General features: G+C 66.9%; 2 protein-coding genes. Both read left to right on the forward strand.

The genetic code is table 11. The annotated features are described in order from the left end of the window. Nucleotides 1-102: 102 nt before the first annotated feature. Entirely contained in the window at nucleotides 103-23304 is a 23202-nt protein-coding gene (locus IE302_RS41640) for a WXG100-like domain-containing protein (protein ID WP_191259984.1), read from the forward strand. Nucleotides 23305-23791: 487 nt separating this feature from the next. After that, the gene (locus tag IE302_RS41645; RefSeq protein ID WP_191259985.1) at nucleotides 23792-25030 is read left to right on the forward strand and encodes a 4-hydroxy-3-methylbut-2-enyl diphosphate reductase; all 1239 of its coding nucleotides are present in this window, start codon (nucleotides 23792-23794) and stop codon (nucleotides 25028-25030) included. Nucleotides 25031-25037 lie beyond the last annotated feature (7 nt).

The raw sequence follows: 25037 nt of genomic DNA on the forward strand, positions 1-25037 counted from the left end.
CAGTTACCGCCGAAACAGCGTTACCCTCCGGTAGCCGCCCTGGGCGCCTCGCAAGCTTGCCACCGCAGGTTCGTCGGCTGTTTCAGGAGGGGTGTCGCCGCGGTGAGTAGTGGTGTGCACATTCCTGCCGATGTCCGGCGATTCCTGGAGTTCACGCTGGGGCTCTCGTGGCCGGAGAGTGACGATCAGGGTCTGGTCGCCTTGTGGAAGGCGTGGGAGGCGTTCGAGGACGCGGCAGGGGTGTTCGAGGCCGCGAGCCGGGCCGCCGGGACCGCGGTGCCGGAGGTCTTGGAGGGTGCCACCGGAGAGTTCTTCGCCCGCTTCCTGAGCACCACGATCTCCGACGGCGTGGCGGGGTTGCGGGAGTCCTCGGGCGAGCTCGGGCGCATGGCCCAGAACGCGGCCGCGGATGTGTACAAGACCAAGGTGATGTTCGTGGTGTTCGCCGCGTTCACCCTGGCGTCAGTCCTGCATCTGCTGGCCACGCTGATCGGTGCCCTGTTCACCGGGGTCGTGATCGCCGCCGCACGGGTGGCGTTGACCGCGATCTGGAAGGCATTGGTCACCCGGCTCGGGCAGCTTTCGATCACCGGCGGCCTGTCCCAGGCCACCAAAGCGGCTTTGCTCAAGGCCGCGAAAGACCTCGCGCTCAAGACCGGCGGGTTCGCCGCCTTCGGTGCCGCGTTGATGGGCGGCACCGACTTCGGCGTCCAAGCCCGCCAAATCGCCGACGGCGACCGTGATGGCTGGGACATCCGATCACTGACCTCGTCGCTGGTCGGGGGCGCGCTGGGCGGGGCGTTCGCGGGGGTGTTCCATTCCGCCGCCGGAGGGATCCGCAGGATCGCGTTCGACCTGCGTGACGGACTCGCTTCCCGCGAGCCCGGCGGCCTCTTCGCCGACGGCGTCACCATCGGCCAGGTCACCACCGCCCTCGACGGCCCCCTCTCCGCCCTCGGCGACCTCGTCTACGCCACCGGCCAGATGATCACCGTCATCGCCACCGCACCCCTGATCAACCTCGCCCTCGGCGCCCCCGCCGGCAACCCCGCGCTCGGCGCGCTCGGCGCCCTGTCCCGCTACGGCGGCGGCCGCCGCGGCGGATCCAGCGGCGGCGGCACGCTCGACTCCGTTCACCCGCCGGTCCTGCCCGATTTCTCCATCCCTGCCAAGGACGAGCCGGACACCAAGGCTGACCCGGCAACGGAAAAGCCCACCAGCCCCAAGAAACCCGCCACCGGCGAAACCGGACACGGTCCGGAGAAGGCCGAACTCCCGCCGCCCTACCTCGCCACCGCGGAAGGCGCAGACCTCCGCGCGGAGAAGACACCCGCCTACACCACAAGCCCCCACGTCCTCGGCAGCCTGTACACCACGACGCCGATCGCGCCGGCGGTGGCGGCGCCGACGCCTGGTTCCGTCCCCGCGGCAGCGCCCGCGGTCACCACAGCGGCGGTACCGGCGCCTGCCATGACGTCCGCGCCCGCCGGCATACCGGCCTCCGCGGCTCCTGTCTCACCAGCGGCGGTGACCGCCGGGCATTCTCCTGCGACAGCCGCCTTCCTCGCCGGCTCCGCACCGCCGAGCCTTCCCGAAGCCGCCCACACCAGCGCCGGCCAGGACGCACCCCGGCCGTTGCGGACCGTCGCGCTCCCGGGCCGAGGTGGAGTAGCTTTCGTCTCCGATCTCCACGCCGGCAACGTGCGTGCGGCCTTCCCGGAGCCCACTCCCGGCGTCTACCGAGTCGTCGTCGAAAGCGGCGACGACGACACCTTCATCCTGCCCGGCCACGACGACCTCGCCACCTCCGCGCCGCGCCACCACCTCGTCACCGCACTCGCCGGTCTCCCGCCGCGCCTGGCCACCTGGAACCGCGACACCACCATCGAGCTGTTGTCCTGCTATCTCACCCCCACCGACCACACTCACCTCTCCCCCCTTCTCCACGCCTCCCTCGGCACCACCACCCTCACGTTCCCCCACGTCGGCACCCCCCTCACCGTCCATGCGAACGGCGACGTCCGCACCATCGACACCTCCCCCGAATCCGACGAGTCCGTCCTGCACCTCGGCCCCAAACGCAAACGCGGCACTCCCCTCGGCGCCCTCGACCCCGAAACCCAACGGCAACTCGCCATCGCCGCCACCGAAGCACTCCATCAACACGGCAGCCTCGATGCGCAACAACTGAGCCCACTCGTAAGCCGCGAATCACTCCCCCAGAAGGTGGAAGCGACGAGCGTCAAAGCAGCGGTTTCCGCCGCCCGCGAGAGACTCAGAGCGAGCGGACAACTGTGGACTCCGCACTACGCGGGCGCGTCCCGGTCCGGGCGATTCGATCTGGCCGAGCCCGACGAGCTGACCGTCTGGCTGTGGTGGCAGGCGGCCAGCCGTCCCGAGGTTTCCGCTCAGGAGCTGGCGCGTGAGGCGGTGCTGGCCGGCTTCACGTCCTATGCCGAGATGCCCGCTTTCGCCAGAGAGGCGATCGATGCCGCTGTGCAGGATGGCCGCCGTCATCGCCCGGGGGACCCGTCCCATGGGGCGGCGGCACTCGGCCGGTTGCTGGAGGCGGGGGTGGCCTCGGACCGGGATCTGATCAAGAAGATCATCCACGCCATGGCCTGGTCGGACAAGACCGCGACCGCGGAGGAGCTGGCCGCACGGCTGCTCACCGAGGCCGTGGTCACCGGCTCGGCGGCGGAGCTGGAGACGCTGGCGCGAGGCGTGGTGGGCAACGCGGACCGCGCCGGCGATCGGCTGGTACAGCTGTCCGTCACGGATCCCGCGCAAGCGCCCGCGGCGATGGACCGAGCCTTGGGCATCGTTTCCGGCACTCCGCGCCTTCGTGAACCGGAACGGCTGTCCGAACTGGTCAAGCATCTCCGGATCCGGCACATCACCGGGCCACAGCGAGCGGTCGAGGAATTCGCCGCCCGAGTGCGACAAGAAGGCATCACCGCACCGGCCGGCGTCCAGGAGCATCAAAGGACTTCTCTTGAACCCCTGACCCTCCGCGAAAGAATGCTCGACGTGGCCGAGCGGGACGATCGCGCCGCCATCGATGAGCTGGCGTTGAAGGTGGTGTCCGCTCTGGGGAACACGGACAGATCCACCTTGGTTGCGACCTTGGTGAACAAAGGAGTCAAAAAAGAATCGGTCCGTTGGGAGGTGCTGGACCGGGCGCTCGAGCAGGCGCGGACCGAGGGCTGGCTGTGGCACCCGATTCACGCAGGACGGGAAGGACGCGCCTACGGCCATCTGGAGGGCTTCACCCCGGAAGAACCGACCAGGCTGACCGCCTTCCTCTGGTTGCAGGCCATAACCCACCCCACCGAATCCTCGCTGGAACTGGCACACCGGGCCTACCGAGCCGGTTTCACCGACAACGAGGAACTCCGTGTGGCCGTGGAGCTGGCCCTGGCCGCCGCTGTGCGCGACGGACGCAGGTACCCCGATCTCATGATCTCGGACCCGGCGCATCGCGACGGAATTCGAACGCTGATCTCCGCGCTCGTCGCCCACCGTGATCCCGCAAAGCCGCCCGAGTCCGTCCTGTCATTCAGAAGGACTCTGCGTGATTACAACATTCGAGGAGGAAGGTCGGAGTTAGACAAGGAAATCGCCTACGCCAGGAGAGAAAGTGATCTGTCGGCGAATGCCGTGACGAAACCCGGAGTACCGGAATTGTCGCTGGAACGGAAATTCGCGGGCCGCGTGTTGGACGCGAACGCACTCGCTGATCACTCCTCGATCCGGGCGTTGGCCTATGCCGCGGCGACCATGTACAAATCCGCCGCAAGCGATCGGCTGCGCCAGGTGCTGGGCCACGCCGGGGTCATCACCCGGGCCGACCCTGCCGCGGAGAGCGACCTCCGATTGCTGATCGAGGACGCGGCTGCCGAAGCGACCGCGAACGGAGACCGTCTGGAGACTCTGACCATCACCGATGAAGCCGACCGCGAGCTGGTGCTGGCCCGCGCGGTCGGTGTCCTGCGCTCGGCTCCGGAGCTGCATGCGCGTGGTGATGTGGCCGAGGTGGTGGCCCACCTGCGGATGCGGCATATTTCGGGTCCGCACACCGCGCTGGAAAACCTCGGACGAGGCCTTCTGAGCACCCCCTTCGACAACCTGTCAGCCCCCGGTACCGTTCCGCACTTCGCGCCTGTCGTCCGCGCACACAAGCCGAGTTTCACGAATCCAGCGGACCAGCCCGCCCTCATCGAATCCGCTCGGAAACTCGTCGAACAACACGGCGGTCTCGACAGTGAGACCCTACGCGTTCGCCTGACGCGCACAAATGCGGAACGGACGGGGACTTATCCCACGGCGAGCATCGCGAAACAGCAGGCCGACGACGAAGGGTGGTTGTGGAGTCCCACCTATCGAGGGGTCACCAAGCTGGACGATGAAGGTCATCGCCAGGCGATGTTGTGGCAGCTGGCCGTCGATCGCCCGCGTGCCACCGCGTCCGATATCCTCCAGCTGGCCGAGCAAGCCGGTCTCGCCCGAACTCGGGACATGCCCGCGCTGGCGCGCGAAGCCGTCACCGCGGCGGTAGCGGATCAGCGCCGCCATCCGTTGCTGCACATCACTACCGACGAGCACAAGCCGCAGGTGCACGCCCTCATCGATGCCGTGCTTCTCACCGAGCCCGAACTCGGCGTCGAGGCCACCGTTCTGCGGCTCTACGAGCACAACTTGCGGGGAACACGAGAAAGAGTCCGCAAAGCGGTACGCGACCGGCAGGCGGCGCCGGCGGAGCATCCGCCTGATGAAACGCGGAAGCTCGCCGCCGCGAACACCTTGACGCTCAACCGGAAAGGGACGTTCTACGGCAGGACACTGCGTAGCGACGTGCCCGAAGACCGCGTCACGATCGAAAAGCTCGCTTATGCCGTGGTCTGGGCCCACAAGACCGATACCCCATCCGAACTCGCCCGCCGGCTGGAAGACAACGGGGTCATAGCCGAGCCGGACGCCCTCGCCGGGATCGTCACCTCCGCCATCAGGCTCGCCGACCACCACGGTGACCGGCTCCAGCGGTTGTCGGCCGACCTGCCCACCCATCGCGAGGCCATCCGCCGCCGTACCCTTGACATCGCGATAGCCCAACCGGACTCCCGTGGATTGTCCACCCCGGACCTCGTCCGGCTGATGCGCCAACGAAACATCACCGGCTCGCGAAACCACCTGCGCCAGGACGCAGACACCGTCCGCGCCCTGCTCGCCCGCCCCACGCCCCACGCCGCCACCGGCACCGAACTGGGGGTCCCGGTCGACTTCGGCGGGCACGAGGTCCGTGTCATCCCCCGGCGGCACGGCGCCGGATTCGTGACCGAGTCCTTCGGCCGCCACATCCTCAATGCCCGTGTTCCCGAGCAGGAGGGCGTTTTCGACCTTTTCGCCGCGCAACGGAACGACTACTACTTCCTGCCGGGATACCGATCCGGTGTCGTTCCCAGCACACCGGATCGGTTCCTCGCCGGCTTGGCGGGTCTGCCCGCGCAACTGGTCGCCTGGAGCGCGGTCAAGGAAATCCGGCTCTGGGCCTGCGACCTGGACACCCGTCACGTCACCCACCTCAATCGGCTCGTGCTCGATCCCGCGTTCGCCGTGCTCGGCCACGTCACCATCACCGCCGCCCGGCCGGGTGAACCCATCCTCATCGCCCCCGACGGCAGGATCCATACCGCCGACGACGGCACCCTCCCCGCCGATACCCTCCATCTGGGCCGTAAGCGCAAAATCGACGAGACAAGCGACGCGCGCACGGGATCGGGCGTAGCCGATGCCGCTACGAAGAAGAAAGTCATCGACACGGCGAAAGCTCTTTTCCACGATTTCGGCAATGTCAGCGTCGACGGGTTGGCACCGCTCACCAGGCAACAGGGCGTCGAAGCACTCAAGCGCGACGACTACCGGAAGCTGACCGGGCAGGCGAAACAGGAACTCGAGGCATCCGATGACTTGTGGACTCCCGTTTACCGCGGAGCGTCCCGGAGGGGCGTGTTCGATCCCGAGCGGCCCGACGAACTGACGACCTGGTTGTTCTGGCAGGTGTCCTCCAGCCCCGACGCCGGTGGCCCAGACCTGGCGATGACCGCGCAGAAGGCAGGATTCACCAACTCCCGCACGGAATTGCACGGCTATGCCCGGCAAGCGGCCAAGATCGTCGAGGATGACCGCCTTCGGCTCGGCCTGGGAGCCGATGACCGGATTCCGGCGTTCCTGGGGCGGTCATGGGACGTCGAGGTCGATTCAGACCGCCGGGTGCTAGCGAAGATCGCATATGCGGCGGCATGGTCGGACAAGACCGCCGACGCCGAAGCCTTGACCGACCTGCTGTCTTCGCGCGGTGTCACCGGCCCGCGCGAGAAACTGCTGACGCTGGTCACCGCCGTGACGGAAGAAGCGACTCGCAACGGTGACCGGCTCGGGCCGTTGTCCGTGGCCGATCCCGCCCAGCAAGCCGAACTGGTGGACCGCGCTCTGGGTATCGTGTTCGGCACGCCGGGATTGCGGGAGCCGGCACGACTGGGCGAGTTCGTGAAGCATCTCCGAACCCGGCATGTCAACGGTTCACAGGAGGACTTGAGACGCTTCGCGGCCGACGTCCAAGGCATCCCCGATCTCCCTTCCGAACCCCAGTTCGTACCCGGGCGGTCCTTGCTTCCTCTCACGCTTCGCGGCGTTCGGCTCGCCTCATCCGACGCCGTAGAGCTCAAGACCGTCGAAGACCTCGCCAGGAGAATCGTCGTAGAGGAGGGGCTTCGCGGCCGTCGCACCGTTTTGATGAACCAGCTGGCGCGGGAGATCGGCGCACGGGAGACCGGGCTGGACGCCGTGATCAGCCGCGCGGTGGAGCGCGTCAAGAACGAAGGGCTGGCTTGGCATCCTGTTCACCGGGGCCATGAAGCACGTGAATATCGCCATCGGCGAGGTTTCTCACCTGCCGAGCCCACCGAGCTGACAGCCTTCTTGTGGCTTCTGGTCGTCGACCACCCGCGATCGACCGCAACCGAAATCGTGCGCCGCGCCGAGGATGCCGGCTTCGCCGACAGCGATGAGCTGCACCTGGCGGTGACCCAAGCCATGGTGGCCGCCGTGCGCGAACGACGACGGCATCCGACGCTTTCGCTCGCTCGGCCCGAACACCGTCCCGCGATCGATACGCTGATCGCCGGCCTCCACGCCGCGGCCCCCGAAGCCAGCGACGTGGAAATCCAGAGGCGTTTGCGCTCGTACAACGTCGCCGGACAAGCGAAAAGCCTGAACCTCGCGATCAAGGACGGGCGAACCGCTCCCGGCACACCGGCCGCTTTGCCGGTCCTGCGCTCCGGCGGAACGTTCGCGGGGCGGGCGCTGGACATCGACGTACTCACCGACGTGGAGGCGATCGCCAGGCTGGCCTACGCCGCGGCTTGCGCGGACAAAACCGCGGACGTCGGGAAACTGGTCCACCGGCTTGCCAGGGAAGGCGTCACCGGTTCACACGAGGCACTGACGCGGCTGGTCACCGACGCGACCACCGAGGCCGCTCGTAACGGTGATCGGCTTGAGACCCTGTCGATCACCGACATCGCCGACGAGGACGCCATCCGGAGCCGCGTCCTCGGCATCCTTCACTCCGAACCGGCCCTGCGCGTCCCCGACCGCCTGTACGACCTCGTTACCCACCTGCGTATGAGGCATATCACGGGCCCTCATCAAGTCATGGAGGATCTGGCCCGCGACTTACGGGACAAGGCACCGGCCCAGCGTGGTGAGCCGCCCTTCGCGCCCATTCGGCGCCTTTACGGCTTTGTTTCCGCGACAATTCCGAAACAGAGGGTCGACGAATTGGCCCGGGAGGTCGTCGCCGAGCACGGTGCCCTCAGCGTCGGCACCCTTGCCGACTACCTGGAAGCTGAAGGCATTTCGTCGGCAGAGCGCACCCGGGCGATCATGAGGGCGGTACAGCGGGCCAAGGACGAGGGCTCACTGTGGTTTCCCACCTATAGGGGTATCGCCGAAAACTCCGACGCGGGTCACCTCGATGCCGTGCTTTGGCAACTGGTGATCGACCATCCGCGACTCGGCCCGCTGGAGATCGCCCGGCTGACCGAGCACGCCGGTTTCGCCCCGACACGGACACGACGTCGGGAAGCCGAGCTGGCCATCGCCGCCGCCGAAAAGGATCGGCGCCGCCACCCCCTTCTCCAGGTGGCCGACCACGCCACAGACGCCAGGGTCAACGAACTGATCGACGCGCTGCTTCTCACCGAACCAGGACTCGACACGGAGTCGCAGGTGCTGCGTTCGTTCGAGTACAACCTGTCCGGACGTGAGCGAGAAATCCGCGAGCAGGTCGGCAACCGAAAACTTCAGCTGCCGAGCACCACTCCCGATCCCGGCGTGCTGGCCCGCGCACGCGAGATCTTGGCTCCTCATCCGGTATGGACGTTCCGAGGCAGGAAGCTCGACACTGGCCATCCGGCGCACTTCGCCACGATCGGGATGGTGGCCTATGCCGCGGCATGGGCGCACAAAACCGAAAACTCCGAGGAACTCGTCGAACGGTTGATTCGGAACGGAGTCAGTGGTTCACGAGAAGCTCTCTCGAGATTCGCCACCGCAGCGATCGCCGAGACGATCCACCACGGCGATCGGATGGCTCGCTTATCGGCGGACCTGTCCCCCCATGAGATCTTCATCCACGACCGTCTCAGCTGGATCGTGCGGAAGATCCCTGGCTTCGACCAGCTCGACGGCCCGCGCCGGGTGACGGCATTGGTCCAGGCGATGCGGACGCACCGGATCACCGGCTCTCGGCAAGCCATGCGTGCCATGGTCGAAACCTACCTCGGAGAGCACGTCGTCTCCGCTCCCTTCCCGACCGAGCCGTCGCGAACCATTCCGCTACCGGGCAACGGTGGCATGGCGTTCGTCCCCAGCATTCCCAACACTCTCGACGGCGCTCCGAAACGCCGCCGCGACGGCACGACGGCGGCCGATCCCCAAGACCCGCAGACCACAGTGAAGCTCGCCGGGACCACCGCCGAAATTCTCCAGCGGTACGGTGCCCTCGCCACCTCACATCTCGTCACCTCGATTCCTCACGAGGTCTTCCCGTACAGAACTTTCGGAAAGCAGATCACCCTGCACTTCGAACAAGAACGGAAAAGGCAGGCCGATTCCGGCACACTGTGGAGTCCGCTCTATCGCGGGCGACGCGGTTACGAAAGTTACGACAAAGACGAGTTGAATGATCTCACGGCGTGGCTGTACCGAAAGGTCGTCGCCGATCAGACGAGTAGTCCCACCGCGATAGCCAGGAGTGCGGCGGAGGCCGGTTTCACCACCGGTACCAAACAGCTTCTGGGCGCGGCGAGGGCAGCGATGGAAGCAGCGGCGCTCGACGGCCGCCGCCACCCCTATCTGATTCTCGGTAAACCTGAACACCGCGTCAGGATCGTCGCTCTGCTCGACCGGATTCTCGTGAATACCGACCGCCGCGCTCAAGTCCAGACACTCGCCTCACTGAATGACTTGAACGTGCACGGACACAACAACCTGCTACGCGCGCTGATAACCGAGCGGGAACAGGCATTGAAGGACGATCCCGCGCTGGCTGAGGCCGCGCGGCGGCTCGGGCTTCCTACTTTGCGGCCGAGCGGCGCGTTTCTGGGCCGGTTCCTGGACGTGGCCAAGGCGGCGGATCGGGGCTGGATCGACAAACTCGCCTACGCCGCGGCGTGGGAACACAAGACCGCCACGGCCGACGAGCTCACCCGCCTGCTGCGGGATGAAGGCATCACCGGAGACCCCGGCCTTCTCCGCGAGATCGTCACCACGGTCATCGGCGAAGCCACCCGCCAGGGTGACCGGCTGCCCCTCCTCGACGCCACCGACCAGGGGCAGCACGCCGCCATCCACGCCCGAACCGCCGCCATCGTCAACGCAACCCCCGCCCTCTACGCCTCCACCGGCACGGCCCTGGTCACACACATGCGGACCCGGCACATCACCGGCCCCCAGCACGACCTCGAAACCATCGCCCAAACCATCCTCGAGACCCCCGCCGAAAAACTCACCCAGGACTATTCCCTCACCCCGCTCGACCTCGACTACCTCCCTTCCGCGGCACGGGCCATCGGCGCCGAAACCGAACCCACCGGCTACGGCCCGGACACTTCACCGGCCATAGAGGCACTCGCCACCACGGCCAAGCAACTCCTGCTCGACTTCGGCGACCTCAACATCAGCTACCTGACCGCCAGGTGGCCCAACCCCAGCGGCAAGAACAAACCCTCGTTCAAAGAGATGAGCGAGCACCTCACCACGGAACGAGCACGCCTCCTAGACAGCGGCGAGCTGTGGCTGCCCACCTACCGACGACTCCGCAACTCCAGAAAAGACGACCACACCGACGACCTCACCGCCTGGTTGTACCGGCAAGTCGTCACCGACCGCACGAAGAGCCCGACCGCGATCGCCTCCAGCGCGGCGGCGGCCGGTTTCGCCACCGGCTACAACCAGCTGGTGGGCGCGGCGCGGGCCGCAATGGAAGCAGCCACGAACGACGGCCGCCGCCACGTCTACCTGAGGATCGCCAAGCCGGACCACCGTGACAGGATCATCACCCTGATCGACCGAATTCTCGCGAACACCCCTTCGCCCACACGGCACCAGGTGATCAACTCACTGCATGAGGTGAACGTGCACGGAGACTACAGCGTCTTGCACGGACTGGTGAGCGAGCGTAGACAGGCGTTGCAGGACGATCCCGCGCTGGCCGAGGCCGCCCGGCAGCTCGGCCTGCCCACTTTGCGACCGACCGGCGCATTCCGGGGCCGGTTCCTGGATACGGCCAACGAAGCCGATCACAGCTGGATCGACTCACTCGCCTACGCCGCGGCATGGGAACACAAAACCGCCACCGTCGAGCACCTGGTCACCCTTTTGACCCAGGAAGGCATCCGTGACACGAACGGCGGCCTGACACCGCTGGTCGCCCGGGTCCTGGCCGAAGCCGACGCCAACGGTGACCGTCACACCACACTCTCCACCCACCGACCCGCCGATCACACCGCCATCCTGCGCCGCACCGGAACACTCGTCCTGAAAAACCACCACGCACTGTTCCCCCTCGACCCCAACAAAGCCACCACCCGCCTCGTCCGGCACATGCGCCGCAACCACATCACCGGCACCCAAGACACCCTCCGCAACATCGCCCACACCGTCTACACCCTCCCCACCCACCAGCCACTACCCGGCACCCACACCATCCCCCTCCCCACCCACGACGGCCACACCGTCACCGCCATCCCCCTACCCGGCAACGGCGGCATCGCCTTCATCCCCGCCACCTACGCCACCAACGTTCTCAACGCCTTCCCCCACCCCGAACCCGGCGTCTTCCGGCTCATCACCCAACACCGACAAGGCCTGTTCGCACTCCCCGCACACCCACACGCCATCCCCCACCGACCCGACCAGCTCATCCGCACCCTCCACCAGCTCCCACCGGCACTCACGAACTGGGGCGACCACACAACAATCACCCTCCTCGCCTGCGACCTCACACCCACCCACCGCGACGACCTCGCGGACCTCATCCACACCAACCTCGGCCTCCAACTCACCGTCCCCCACACCGAAACCCCCCTCTACATCACCCCAGACGGAACCATCACCACCACCGACCCCGGCCTGGACAACACCCTCCACCTCGCACCATCCGACACCCCCAGCCAAGCCACCCTCACCACCACCGGCGCCTGGCGACGCACCCCCGGCACCACCGAAACATTCAAACAATTCCTCCTCGACAACAACCACGCCACCGAAACAGACCTCACCCCCTACAGAAACAACGAACTTCCACCCCGAGGCCAAGCCCTGCTCAAAAACTGGGTCATCGCCACCGCCACCGTCGAATACCTGAGCAACCCCGAGACAGCCAAACAGTCCGGAGGCCTCGTCTCGTCAATCTCGGTGTGCCGGTGGCGCCGGCAAGCACCGCGGGAAGTAGTACTGCCTGACGCGGACACCCTCACCACCACCAGCGCCTGGCGACGCACCCCCGGTACAACCGAAACACTCAAAGACTTCCTCCTCGACAACAACCACGCCACCACAACAGACCTCACCCCCTACAGAAACAACGAACTTCCACCCTGGACTCGGGCCCTGGTCAAGAACTGGGTGATCGCCACCGGCACCGAGAACCTGAGCGCTCCCGATACCGCCGAACAGTCCGGAGGCCTCGCCTCACTACGCTCGGTGTATCAGTGGCGGAAGCAAACGCTTCTGGCAGCGGGCGGAACAGCACTGCCCGACGCGGACACCCTCACCATCACAGGCGCCTGGCGACGGCCCCCCGGCACCACCGAAACACTTAAACAATTCCTCCTAGACAACAACCACGCCACCACAACAGACCTCACCCCCAACAGAAACAACGAACTTCCACCCCGAGGCCACGCCCTGGTCAAAAACTGGGTCCTCGCCACCGGCGCCGAATACCTGAGCGGCCCCGACACAGCCGAACAGTCCGGTGGCCTCGTCAAGCCTTCGGCTGTGAGCCGGTGGCGGGTCGGTGCCCGCGCTAATGCTGGACCAGCGGCCACCACAGCTCAAGGAGACGTTTCCCAGCTGGAACTCCGTCCGACGAAGCGACGCAAGACCGAGTCGAGCGCGAGCAGGCCGGAGTTCGTCGTTCCCGGGGACATCCGGGAATTCGTCGTCGGATTCGACCCGGAGACAAACCGGACCCAGCCCTCGCTCTGGGCGATGCTGGAACATTTCCAGGCGACCTTCCTGCCCGAACTGGACCTGTCCCGCGACAGCACAGGACTACCGACCTCCACCGCCACCCGGAACCTGGTCCGCGACTGGGCCACCGACCGTGCCAAGAAATACCCGGCGGACTGGATCGCGAAAATGTCCGGCTGGTCGATCACCATCACCCAGGCCGAGGGACTGTCCGCCCGGATCGTGACCCAACCCAGCCCGCACTCGACCGTCCCGGCCAGGCCGTCACCCTCCCCGAGCATCACGACCTTTTCCCCCTTGGGACCGATCAGGGTGATCCCGTTACCCGAGGGCGGTGGGGCCGCTTTCGTCAGCGACGCCTTCGCCACCAACGTTCTCAACGCCTTTCCGCACCCCGAACCGGGCGTGTTCACCCTGGTCGTCCACCACCAGAACGGCTACTTCCCGCTACCCGGCGAGGACGCCCGGCCCGTCCCTCACCAGGCCGCGCACCTGGTCGAAACCCTCGAACACCTGCCCTCGCGGCTGGCGGGCTGGCACAATAACCGGAAAATCGAGCTCTTCGCCTGCAATCTCGCCGATGGCCACGCCGACCAGCTCGCCGCCATCGCCCGCTCGGCTCTCGATATCGAACTCACCTCCGCCCGCCCTGGCCGCTTCGTCTCCATCACCCGCGCCGGAGATATCGTCGCCACCATCGATCAACCCACCGGTCTGCCCCCCGGCACGCTCATCCTCGGCGGCGGCAAACGCGGAAAGCCGACGGACTCCGAATCCGGCGCCAAACGCCCTCGGATCGACGAGGACCCGAATCACGGCTTCAGTCCCGAGCAGGCGGAGTTGCTCCGTTCCACCTTCACCGAGCTGTACCTTCGCCACGGCGACCTGGGCGTCCGAGGCATCGTGAGTTACGCAAGGGAGCACGGACGCACTTTTCGACCAGAAGGGAATGCCGAAAAACTGGCCGTGGCGACACGGAACCGGCTCGAAAAGGACGACTTGCTCTGGCAACCGGTTTACCAAGGTCGCCGAATCTCGGAAAAGTTCGATCCGGATAACGTCAACTCACTGACGGCGTTCATGTACTGGCAAGCATCGACCCAGCCGGAGTTCGATGCCGCGAAAATCGTCCGCAGCGCACGAGAGGCAGGCTTCCTCGCCCACTACACAAGACAACTCAAGGACGCCCAAGAGGCCATCAAAGCAGCCGAGAAGGACGGCCGCCGATCACGCTCTGCCCAGAAGGACGCTCCGGCGCGACGATTCCTGGATCGACCACTCAACGCCGACGAGCCGAAAGATCGAGGACTGATAGAAAAATTCGCTTACACCGCCTCCTGGGCGGAAAAGACCGCCGATCAAGGACAACTCACCGACCGGTTGCGTGAACTGGGCGTGACCGGTTCAGCCGACAACCTGACCGGCCTCGTCGCCGACGCCATGGCCGAGGCGCAAAAGAACGGCGATCGACTCGAACTTCTGCAGACCGCTCTTCCCGCCCACCGGGACGCCATCCGGAATCGCGTGGCCGGCATCTTGCTGACGACACCGAGCCTGCGCTCCGCGGGCTCGGTGAACGCGGTGGTGAAACACATGCGGATGCGACACATCACCGGCGGTCAGGAAGAGTTGTCGCCTTACGCCACCCAAGTACTGGAGACATCGGACTCGGACCTGTTCGGCGATCCCACGATCGAGATCGACTGGCATCTTCGCCCTATCCTCGGCACGGGTGAGCTCGACCCGCAGAACCCACTGCATGAGCCAATCGTCGACGCGCTGGCCAGAAACATCGTTGACGAGTTCGGGATGATCGACCGGAAACTCCTGACAACTCTCCTCACACGGAGAGGGGTCAAAAAAGGGAAGGGGACCTCTCCAGCGGTCACCAAGGCAAAGAGCGCCGCAGAAGCCGAAGGGACATTGTGGGGCCCCATCTATCGTGGCGCCAGAACTCACGAGGAATTCAATGCCAAAGCACCCAACGATCTCTCTGTACTGCTCCTGCGACTGGCAGCCGACAACACCCGATGGGACGCCGGGAGGATAGCCGGCAGCGCCGATGTGACCGGCTTCACCGGACACAAGGAGCTCATGTCGGGCGCCGCCGAAGCCATCCGGATGGCCGAGCGACACGGGCGCCGCCATCCCTTGTTGCCCTTCTCTTCAAAAGAACAGCATGGACGGATAAACGCCCTCATCGACGCCGCGCTGGTCGAACATCCCGACATGGACCTCAACTCCATGCTCGCCTTCTTACGGAAGTACAACGTCCAGGCGGATTCGGCCAGCCTGCGTAACGCGGTCGCCAACAGGAAGAAAGAACTCGACAGCCTGCGCGCCCAGGACGGTGGACGGCACAGTGGTGACATCCTGAGCACCGCTCGGCTACCCACGCTTGATCCTGTCCCCCTGTTCGCGGGCCGGTCAGTGGACCTCGACCGTGACCTGGTCATGAGGGTCGCCTACGCCGCGGCGTGGGCTGACAAGGCGGCCACCCCGGACCAGATCGCGGACGGCTTGCGATTCGAAGGTATCTCGGGTTCACGCGAATCGCTGATCGCCATGGCCACGGCCGCCATATCCGAAGCGACCCGGAACGGCGACAGGCTCCCCGAGCTGTCCGTCACCGATCCCGGGAACCGCGAGGCGGTCCGTGCCCGTATCGGGGGCATCCTGCGGAACACCCCCGCCCTGCACGCACACGACAGGCTCAACGAGCTGGTCACCCATATGCGGATGCGGCATATCACCGGGCCACAGGAAGCGCTGAAAGCTCAGGCCCTCGCGCTCCTGAGAATCCCCTTGGAGAGCCTGCTCGCCGACCCCACGACCCAGCCCGATGCCCCCTTCGGTCCCATCACTCTGCACGCTGATAAAGGCGCTGCATCGTCGGGCCACAGCGCACCTCGCGAGGAGACCACGCGCTTCGACGATGTCGATGAGGTGACGGCTGGGCTGTGGCTTCTTTCGATCGATCATCCCCGGGAAACGGCGGCTCAGATCGCGCGCCGCGCCGAAGAAGCGGGACTCACCGGACACCCGGACCTGGTTGAGCGCGCTGGAAGCGTCATCGACATCGCCGTCCGGCATCAGCGCCGGCACCCTTTCTTGGACGTCGACGTGTCCAGCGACCGCCTCGCGCTCCAAACGGTGATCGGCGCGTTGTTCATCACCGAACCCGGCGCCACGATCGACTCCGTCATGACACTGTTGCCCTCGTATAACATCACCGGCGACGTCTCGAAGCTTCGCGCGCTGCTGGCCGCCCGTAAGTCCGATCTGGCCCGGACAGCCAAGCGGACGCCCGAGATCTATCAGGAGATCGCCCGCAGCAGCAGGACCACACTGCGTCCAGAGCCGGAACGGCCGTTCGCCGGCCGGTCACCGGACACCGACCGCCCCCTGATCGAAAATCTGGCGTACGCCGCCTTCATGCTGAACAGGGAAGCCACTACCGAGGAAGTCGTCGCCCGGCTCGTCGAGGAGGGGATCACCGGGGATCCCGCGGCGCTGACCGAACTGGTCGTTCAGGCGGCGGCCGAAGCGGCCCGGCGCAGTGCCCCGGCGCCGGCGCTCCCCGTCGTGAGCAATGCTCTTCACCAGCGGATCGGCGAAATCCTGCTGTCCGATCCGGAACTCCGGGATCCCGAGAATCCCGACGGGCTGACCGGCCTCGTCAAGGCGCTGCGAGAACGGGACATCACCACGCCGGAGGACGTTCTGCGCGACCACACGCAGACCGTGCTCGCCATCCGCTCCGACGTCCCGCTACCTGGCGGCTTTTCGATCCCTGTCCCCTCACCTGCCGGGAGGCCGGTGAGGGCGATGCCCTTCCCCGGCGGTGTCGCCTTCGTCCGCGACGTCTTCGCCCAGAACATCTTCAACGCTTTCCCTCAACCGGAAGCCGGTACCCTGCGCGTCGTCGTCCCCCGGGAACACCGCCGGGGTGGCGCCTTCGTCCTCCCCGGCTTTCTCCCGGACACCGACCTGCGGCACGACCCCGCCCAGTTCGCCGAGGTCCTCGCCAACCTGCCCGCCTCGATCGCGGCTGGGGGCTCGATCGGCACGATCGCGCTGTTCTCCTGCCGTGTCACCCCCGAATCGGGAACGAACCTCACGCGGCTCATCCGCCAGCGAACCGGCTGGCAGCACCTGAATCTCACCGTCGCGCATCCGGACAAGCCCGTCGCCTTCACCCCCACAGGCGGCATCCGTCTCGTCGACAACGGCAAACACCCCGTCGGCACTCTCATTCTCGGCCCCAAGCCCGCCACGGTGGCGGCGGTCCGAGGCGAGATAGACGGCTCGGTCTATCACCGCTACATCGACAGTGGCGGAGTCGTCCGCGCGGTCGCCTTCTGGCACAAGGAGCAGGCCGAAACCCTCGCGCAAACCATGCAGGGCCGAGATCTGGCCGCTCAGCTGGGTCGTCCGGGTGCCCGGGTTATCTTCACCCACCATGTCCGGGACCGGTTCTTGATCTCGCGCGAGGAGGATCGCTTACGCCGAGCGAGCGCGACGATCATGTTCAGGATTTTCGACGCGCTCGTGCAAGATGGGGTTCTGCCTTGGCGGCAGGAGAACATCCTGCTGGCCTCGAGCGAAGTCAGCCAGGCCGAAGCCGACCAATTCCGAGAGCTCGCGCGCGACAACGGCTATACCGGCGACCTACGCGTGATCACGGACCAGATCGTCGAGATCGATCCGGACGCCGGTGCCTCGCTCCTGCCTCCGAAGGCGCGCGGCGCGAGTTCCGGGAACGACCAGACTCCACAGGGGGGCGGTGCTTCCGGTCGCGCCATCCGCTTCGGGTTCGTCGAGGGGGATGAAGCGGAGTCGTCAGCGGTTTCGCGTGACACAGCCGTTCCCGCGTTGCCCGCCCCTGCTGCACCGGTGGCCGAAGTCGCTTCCTTGAAGCCGGAGGCCGATGAGGCGCTGCTGGACCGGGCCACGCTGCCCACCATGTCGCGCCTGGCCGGGCTTCCCCTCGAAACACTGGCCGGAGTGCTGGGGCGATTCCGGGTCGACAACGCTCCCGGCCTCGCCCCCGCCTCTCACCTGAACGCCTGGATCGAAGCACAGTTCTCGAGCCGTTCGACGGGGAACCGGTCACTACCGCTGTCCCAGGTAGCGGGACGCACCGGTGGTTTGGTGACCGGACGGGAGATCGCCGAAATCCTGGCCAGGAAGGTGGTCGACGCGCACGGAAGCCTCACTCCCGCCGCGGTACGCCTCCAGCTGACCACCGAAGGCATCCGGCACCCGGAACTGAACACGGCGATCACCGAGGCGCTGGCGCGGGCCGAAGCCGAAGGTTCCGCGTGGCATCCGACCTATCGAGGAGACCGGCGGCCGGGGGTGTTCGATCCGGACGAACCGGGCCCCGCCACGCTCCTGCTGTGGCGGCTGGCCGTCGACCACCCGCGGGACACCGCCGCCGGTTTGGCGCATCGCGCCGAGCAGGCGGGTCTCCTCGGCGGCGAAAACCTCGTGCGCAACGCCGAAAAGGCGGTCGACTCCGCCGTACACGACCAGCGGAGGGTCCTCTCGGCGGCCAGGCCGAGCGACCATCCGCGTATCCACTCCCTGATCGACGCGCTGCTGATCACCGAACCCGGGCTCGACACTCCCGCCGTGGTGGACCGTCTGCGGGGATACAGCGTCCATGAAGGACTCCGTGGCCTGCACCCCATGGTGGAAAGCCGCCTCGGTCTCCCCGCCTTGGACATCGAGGCCGCCCGCGCGCTGCTCGTTCCACGACCGGCAGGCGCGATCCTGGGCGGAATCCTCGACGCGGCCGACACCGGCCACCGCGAGATCATCGGGCATCTCGCGTACGCCACCGCCTGGACCCACAAGACCGACACCGTCGAGCAGCTGGCCGCGCGACTGCGCCGGGACGGGGTCACCGGGCCGGAGCCGGCTCTGCTCAGCGTGATCACCGAGACGGTGGCCGAAGCCGACCTCCACGGTGACCGGCTCGAATCCCTGCCCGCCGATCGCCCCGCCTATCACCACCTCCTGCGGCTTCGCGTCGAACAGATCCTCGCCGACACGCCGTCCCTGCGCGATTCCCGCAACCCGGAGCGGCTCACGCAGTTGGTCCGCCAGATGCGCCTCCACAAGGTCACCGGCCCTCAGTACCTGCTCACCGCCCACGCACACAGTGCGCTCACCCGCCCCGCGACGACACCGCTCGGCTCGGCTGCGACCACTGTCGGCGCCGGTTTCCCCGCCCCCATCCGACCATTGCGGGCCACCCCTGGCACCCGCTACCAGCACATCATCGACGCCGACGGCACCATCACCGGAGTCGGCTTCCTCCCCGAGAACGAAGCCCCCATCCTGCGCGCCGCCGCGGCCCGCCACGACCTCGCCACCCAACTCGGCCACCCCGGCGCCCGGCTCGTCTTCGCCCACCACGACCACACCGGCTACACCACCCCCCACCCCACCGACGGTGCCGGTCTCTTCGACGCCCTCGACATCACCCTCGCCGGGCTGGGTGCCGCCTGGAAACACCACGACATCCTCCTCGTCACCTGCCTCCCCAGCCCCACCCACACCGAACAGTTCCGCGCCGCCGCACGAACACACGGCTACCGAGGCACCGTCCACACCACCACCAGCCCCCACACCGAAATCACCGAACACCACGGCGCACGCCCCCTCCACCCCGACGACACCCCCCACCCCGACGCCATCATCCTCAACCCCACAAGCCAGACAGTCACTTTCGCCAAAGGGGCCCGTGACCTGATGGCGGGAGACTGGTTCAACGCCGATCATCCGGCCCAGCGGGTCATCCAGCTGGGAGAATCCCTCTACGACGGCCTGCTCAACGCCTACGAGTCCAGGGGCGAGCTTCCCGAGATCGAGGTCCACGGCTACGGCAACTCCCGGCGTCCGGGGCGGGCCATGGCCACGAGTGTCGCCCGCGTGGATTCGGTGGTCGACGCGCTGCTGTTCGGCCTGAACGTCGCCCACCAGAACCGGCCCGCCGCCGACAGGATTCCCGACTTCGCCCTCGTGCCCCAGGCGATGTTGAAGATCACTCACGGCCGAGCGGGATCCCCGTTGAGCAGCGGCCGCGATCTCGAGGAACGCCGTCGCGGTGTGTTCGTGCGGATCCCGGCGCTGCCGCTGCCCGCCGGGCGAATTCCCACGTTCACGTACCGGAATCCCTCCGGTGTGGACCTCTCCGGGCTGGAGCCCCTTCGGTTCGAAGGTGCGGACAATCCGGTGAGGCTGCCCCGGGAGTTCCTCGTGCCGCCGGATCCCGCCCTGGCCATAGAGAGCCCGTCCGGTGCGATGATCTTCCCTCGCTACCTGTTCGCGCTGACAGGGGATTGGAGCTGGATTCGAAAATATCCGGGAGTGATCTCGCTGTGGCTCGACGTGGATCACCGTTCCGGCGAGGTGCTGCTCCGGGACGGAATCCGCCTGTCCTACCACGACTTCGCGACCTGGGTCCATGAGATGCTGAACGGCGCACCGGACTCCCAGCGGCTCCTGCTGCTGGCCGATCACGGCGGCGAACAGCCGGGACGCGCCGGGAACCAGCCCGGCGTACCCGCGTCTTCGCTCGCCGGAATTCTGTCCGCGGCCACCCACGGCCGCGTCCTCACCCCACTCACCGGCACGATCTGGACGTACGGGGATGAAGAACACTACGCCACCAACTGGGGCCTTTTCCAGGACGGCACCCTGCTCGGCGTTTACGAACGTCACGAAACTTGGCGACGCGCGGGCATTTCGGTTGCTGACGCGGTCGCCGCCACCCGCTTGGAATACCCGCGGCATCCTGAGACCGCGCAAGACGTGAACGGGTTGGTCGCGGAACGAGAAGCGACCGCCGCCGCGGCCGCCGAGGCCTACATCAACCCACCGCCGCCGCTGCCCAGCGCTTCCAAGCCGGTGAAGCTACCCGAACGAACCAGGATCAAGTTCTCACCGGATTCGCACAGAATCGAACTTCGCTACCGCAACGAACTCGAACGACTCTTTCGGCAGGTATACCTTCACGCCCAAGAGGCCTATGACGAGGCAGAAACCTTTCCCCAGGTGGTCATCACCGCTCTCGCAGAAAACACGCCAAGGTCGAAACAGCTGGGAAAGACTCGCGCGCGAGCCATCAAAGAGCTGGCAGTGCAGTGGATGGCCAAGGAACTCGAAGAGCGAGCCGCACGCCGTGAATCGACATTCGACGCGGGTTCCCCGGAAGAGAGCAGATCTTTTCTGGAGTCCTTCATCCGCCTCGGCTCACGCCCCTACGACGGCGCCCCCACCCACGAAGTCGTCATCGAACTGTTCAACCTCCGGGAGATACCGGAAGAAGTAGCGGGCGCCTCGTCCGCGGACCACGCACCCAGCACCCTTTACCAACGCATCATCGACGCCGACGGCACCATCACCGGAGTCGGCTTCCTCCCCGAGAACGAAGCCCCCACCCTCCACAACGCCGCGGCCCGCCACGACCTCGCCACCCAACTCGGCCACCCCGGCGCCCGGCTCGTCTTCGCCCACCACGACCACACCGGCTACACCACCCCCCACCCCACCGACCCAGCCACCTTCTTCCACACCCTCGACACCACCCTCACCCACCTCGGCGCCACCTGGAAACACCACGACATCCTCCTCGTCACCTGCCTCCCCAACCCCACCCACACCGAACAAATCCGCACCACCGCGCAAGAACTCGGCTACCAAGGCACCATCCACACCACCACCGGCCCCCACACCGAAATCACCGAACACCACGGCGCACGCCCCCTCCACCCCGACGACACCCCCCACCCCGACGCCATCATCCTCAACCCCACAAGCCAGACCATCAGATTTCCTCAAGGCACCCGCTCGACCCTGGACTCGGGTATCGAGTACACCGTCGTGCAACGACTCTACGATCTGGGAGCAGCTCTCTATTCCCCCTTGGTGAACGCCCAGCGGGCCGGAACTCCCCTTCCCAGAATCGAGATCACCGGGTACGGCAACGCCCTGAATACCGCGCAGGCCACCGCCACTGGTCTGGAACGCGCGGAATCGGTGCGCTGGCGGATCCTGACCGGCCTGAGGCGGGAGCACGAAAACCGGGAGTCCGGCACTGCCAGCACCGATCCCGGGCAGCTGGCACGGGCGATCGTGGCCACTTCGGGCGGCCGTGCCCAGTCCCCCAAAAGCGCCGGCGGCACCTTGACGGAACGTCGTCGCAGCGCTTTCGTCGAGGTACCGGCCTTTCCCCAGGCTCCGGCGCGGGTACCCACGTTCACCTATCGGGCCCCTCACGGAGTGGACTCGTCGAGGCTCGGGCCACTCCGTTTTTCTCCCCCGCTCGACCCAGGACGCATGACCGAGCTCGGATTCCTCGTTCCGGAAGGCCCGGCGTTGGCCATGGAGTCGCCCGGCGGGGCGATGATCTTCCCGCCGTGGACGGATGTCCTGGGGGCAGGCTGGGAGACGCTGCGTCCGTTCCACGGTGTACTGGCGATCTGGGCCGAGCCGAATCTCCACGGTGAGGTGCTTCTGAGGGACGGCAACCGGGTTTCTTATCGCGACTTCGCGACATGGGTACGCGATATGGCGCCAGGCTCGCACAGGGTGCTGCTGTTGTCCGACCGTGCCGGTGCACAGCCGGGGCAGCGTCCCAGCCAACCGGTCCGGCCCGAGTTGTCGCTCGCCGCCATCCTCTCCGAGACCCTGGGCGGCTCGGTCCTCGCACCGATCGACCAGCTCCTACCCGAGGGCCGGACCCTTTTCTCTCTACGGTGGGGTCTGTTCCGCGACGGTGAACTCGTCGAAGTCCACGCGCGAGCACCCGTTGAATGGCAACACGAGCTCGGCCACGCGGACGCGGTCCAGGACTCGGGCCTCGCCGCGCAGCCTGCTCCGTGGCAGCCGTTGACCGCAGCGCAAAACGCCGCGCGAGCGGCCATGGCGGAGGAGCGTTCCGCCATGGCCGCCGAGGCCGCCACGGCCTACCTGGCCTCACCGGCGGTCGCGCCCGCGACGTCGGCCGCACCGGCCCAGCCCGTCCTCGACGCCCATGTGGCTCCACCCGGCGCCGCCTACGCCAGGCCACCGGTCCCCGGCGCGGAGCCGATCGCGCTTCCCGGGAAGGTCGAGGTCAGCTTCCCGGCGGGATCGAATGTCCTGCGCGACGGCAACCAGCATCTGGAAAACCTCTTCCGCCACATCTACGTGCGCTCGCTCCAGGTTGCGGCGAACGCCGGATTCGACTACCCGCACGTCTTCATCACCGGCCTTTTCGACTCCCCTGCCACCGGCACGTCGCACGCCTCGGCGCGGGCCAAGGCGCGCGCCGACGCGCTCAAAGCACGCGCGGTCGAATGGTTCAGCAGCGAAGAGGATGCAAGGAGAAGTCGCCGGCAAGAACGGTTCGGTCCCGACACGGAAGTTTCGACCGTCGCGGAGCACCTCCTCCGGGTCGGCGACTCGCGCGTCCGCACCGGGGGCCAGTCGCACGATGTCGTGATCGAGATCATGTACACCGCGGCCGACGACGAGGCTCCGGCCCCCTGACCTTGCTCGCGTGGGTCGTGAGTGGCGTTTCGGGTTCTGTTGAGGGGCAAGGCATAGGCGGCGTGTGCCGTCGCTCGCTCGCGCACCGGCCGCGGGTGCCGCGAAAGCCACTTTCACAACCTTCAACGTTGCGAAAATGGCTTTCGCAACCCCTCCTGGGATTCCACTGCTCACGAGGACCGCACGACCGGGGTGAAGGGGACTTTCCGATCGTGCGATGAGGGGAAAGTCCCCTTCACCTCGCTGATCACCACCGAGAGCCCGCCGAGAGCCGGTACGCACTCACGCCCCCTCCACTGACGACCCTCAAACAGCCGTCATGGACCTGCCGGGCAGCAGGAGTGCGGTCCCGCGGGTCCGCCGCGTGGAACGCCCGTTTTGGCTCAGCGACGCCCTGTTCCAGAATCCTGTGATGACACAACACGTTCCGGGGCCACACGGACGACGATCGGGCTCGGAACGCCCAGCGTCCGTGAGAGAGGTGTCGATGCGTACCGAATCCGGAGCTGCCGAGGCTGAGACCGAGGCGGGTTACGCGGTACTGGGCCCGGAACTACACGATGGGGACAGGATCCTCCGCTGCCCTGCGACCGATCTGCTCCGTGGATCGCTCCGTCGTGCCGGTGTCCCGGTCCAGGAGCTTTCCCGGCTCGACACCACCGACCAGGCGCTGACCATCGTCAGCGAGCCCGTCGACGGCAAAGAGGACATCGCGGTCTTCGCCGGTGCCTCCGCCGCCCACCACGACACGGTCAGCCGGGTCGTCGCCGCCTGGAGCGCGGTCAAAGCGCCCCGCCGGGTGTTGCTGGCTTCCCCTCGATCCTTCTGCGCGGGGGTGGAAAGGGCGATCGAGATAGTCGAAAGAGTCCTCGAGGACCGTCGAACCCCTGTCTACGTCAGGAAACAGATCGTCCACAACACACACGTCGTCGACGACCTGGCGAGCCGGGGCGCGAAGTTCGTCGACGAGCTCGACGAAGTGCCCGACGGGGCCACCGTGGTCTTCTCCGCCCATGGCGTCTCCCCCGCCGTACGGCAGGAAGCCCAGCGGCGCGGTCTCGAAGTGATCGACGGCAGCTGTCCCCTGGTGACGAAGGTGCATTCCGAGGCCAAGCGGTTCGCGGCGCGTGGTGACACGATCGTCGTGATCGGCCACGCCGGACACGAAGAGGTCGAGGGCACCATGGGCGAGGCACCGGACGCCACCGTCCTCGTCGAGACCCCGGCCGACGTCGCCGCGCTCGACCTGCCCGATCCGGATCGGGTCTCCTACCTCACGCAGACGACGCTCGGCGTCGACGAGACCGCGGACGTCGTCAAAGCCCTGCGCGCGAAATTCCCCGCGCTGCGCGAGCCGCCGACCGAAGACATCTGCTATGCCACGACGAATCGGCAGGACGCGGTGAAGGCGATCATGGCCGAGGCCGACCTGGTCCTGGTCGTCGGATCCCCGAACTCGTCGAACTCCGTACGACTGGCCGAAATCCCCGGCCGCGCGGGCACGTCCGCGCACCTCATCGGTGATACCGCCGACATCCGGCCCGAATGGCTGGCGGGGGTACGCACCGTCGGAGTGACCTCCGGTGCCTCCACTCCGCCGGGACTGGTCGACCAGGTCGTGGCCGCGCTGGGCGGCCTCGGCGAGGTCACCGTCGAAGAACGTGCCGTCACTCGCGAGACGGTCCACTTCGGTCTGCCCGCGGTCGTACGGCGGCAGACCGGCTGACTATTCA

Source organism: Amycolatopsis oliviviridis (assembly GCF_014654365.1).
Classification (GTDB): Bacteria; Actinomycetota; Actinomycetes; order Mycobacteriales; family Pseudonocardiaceae; genus Amycolatopsis; species Amycolatopsis oliviviridis.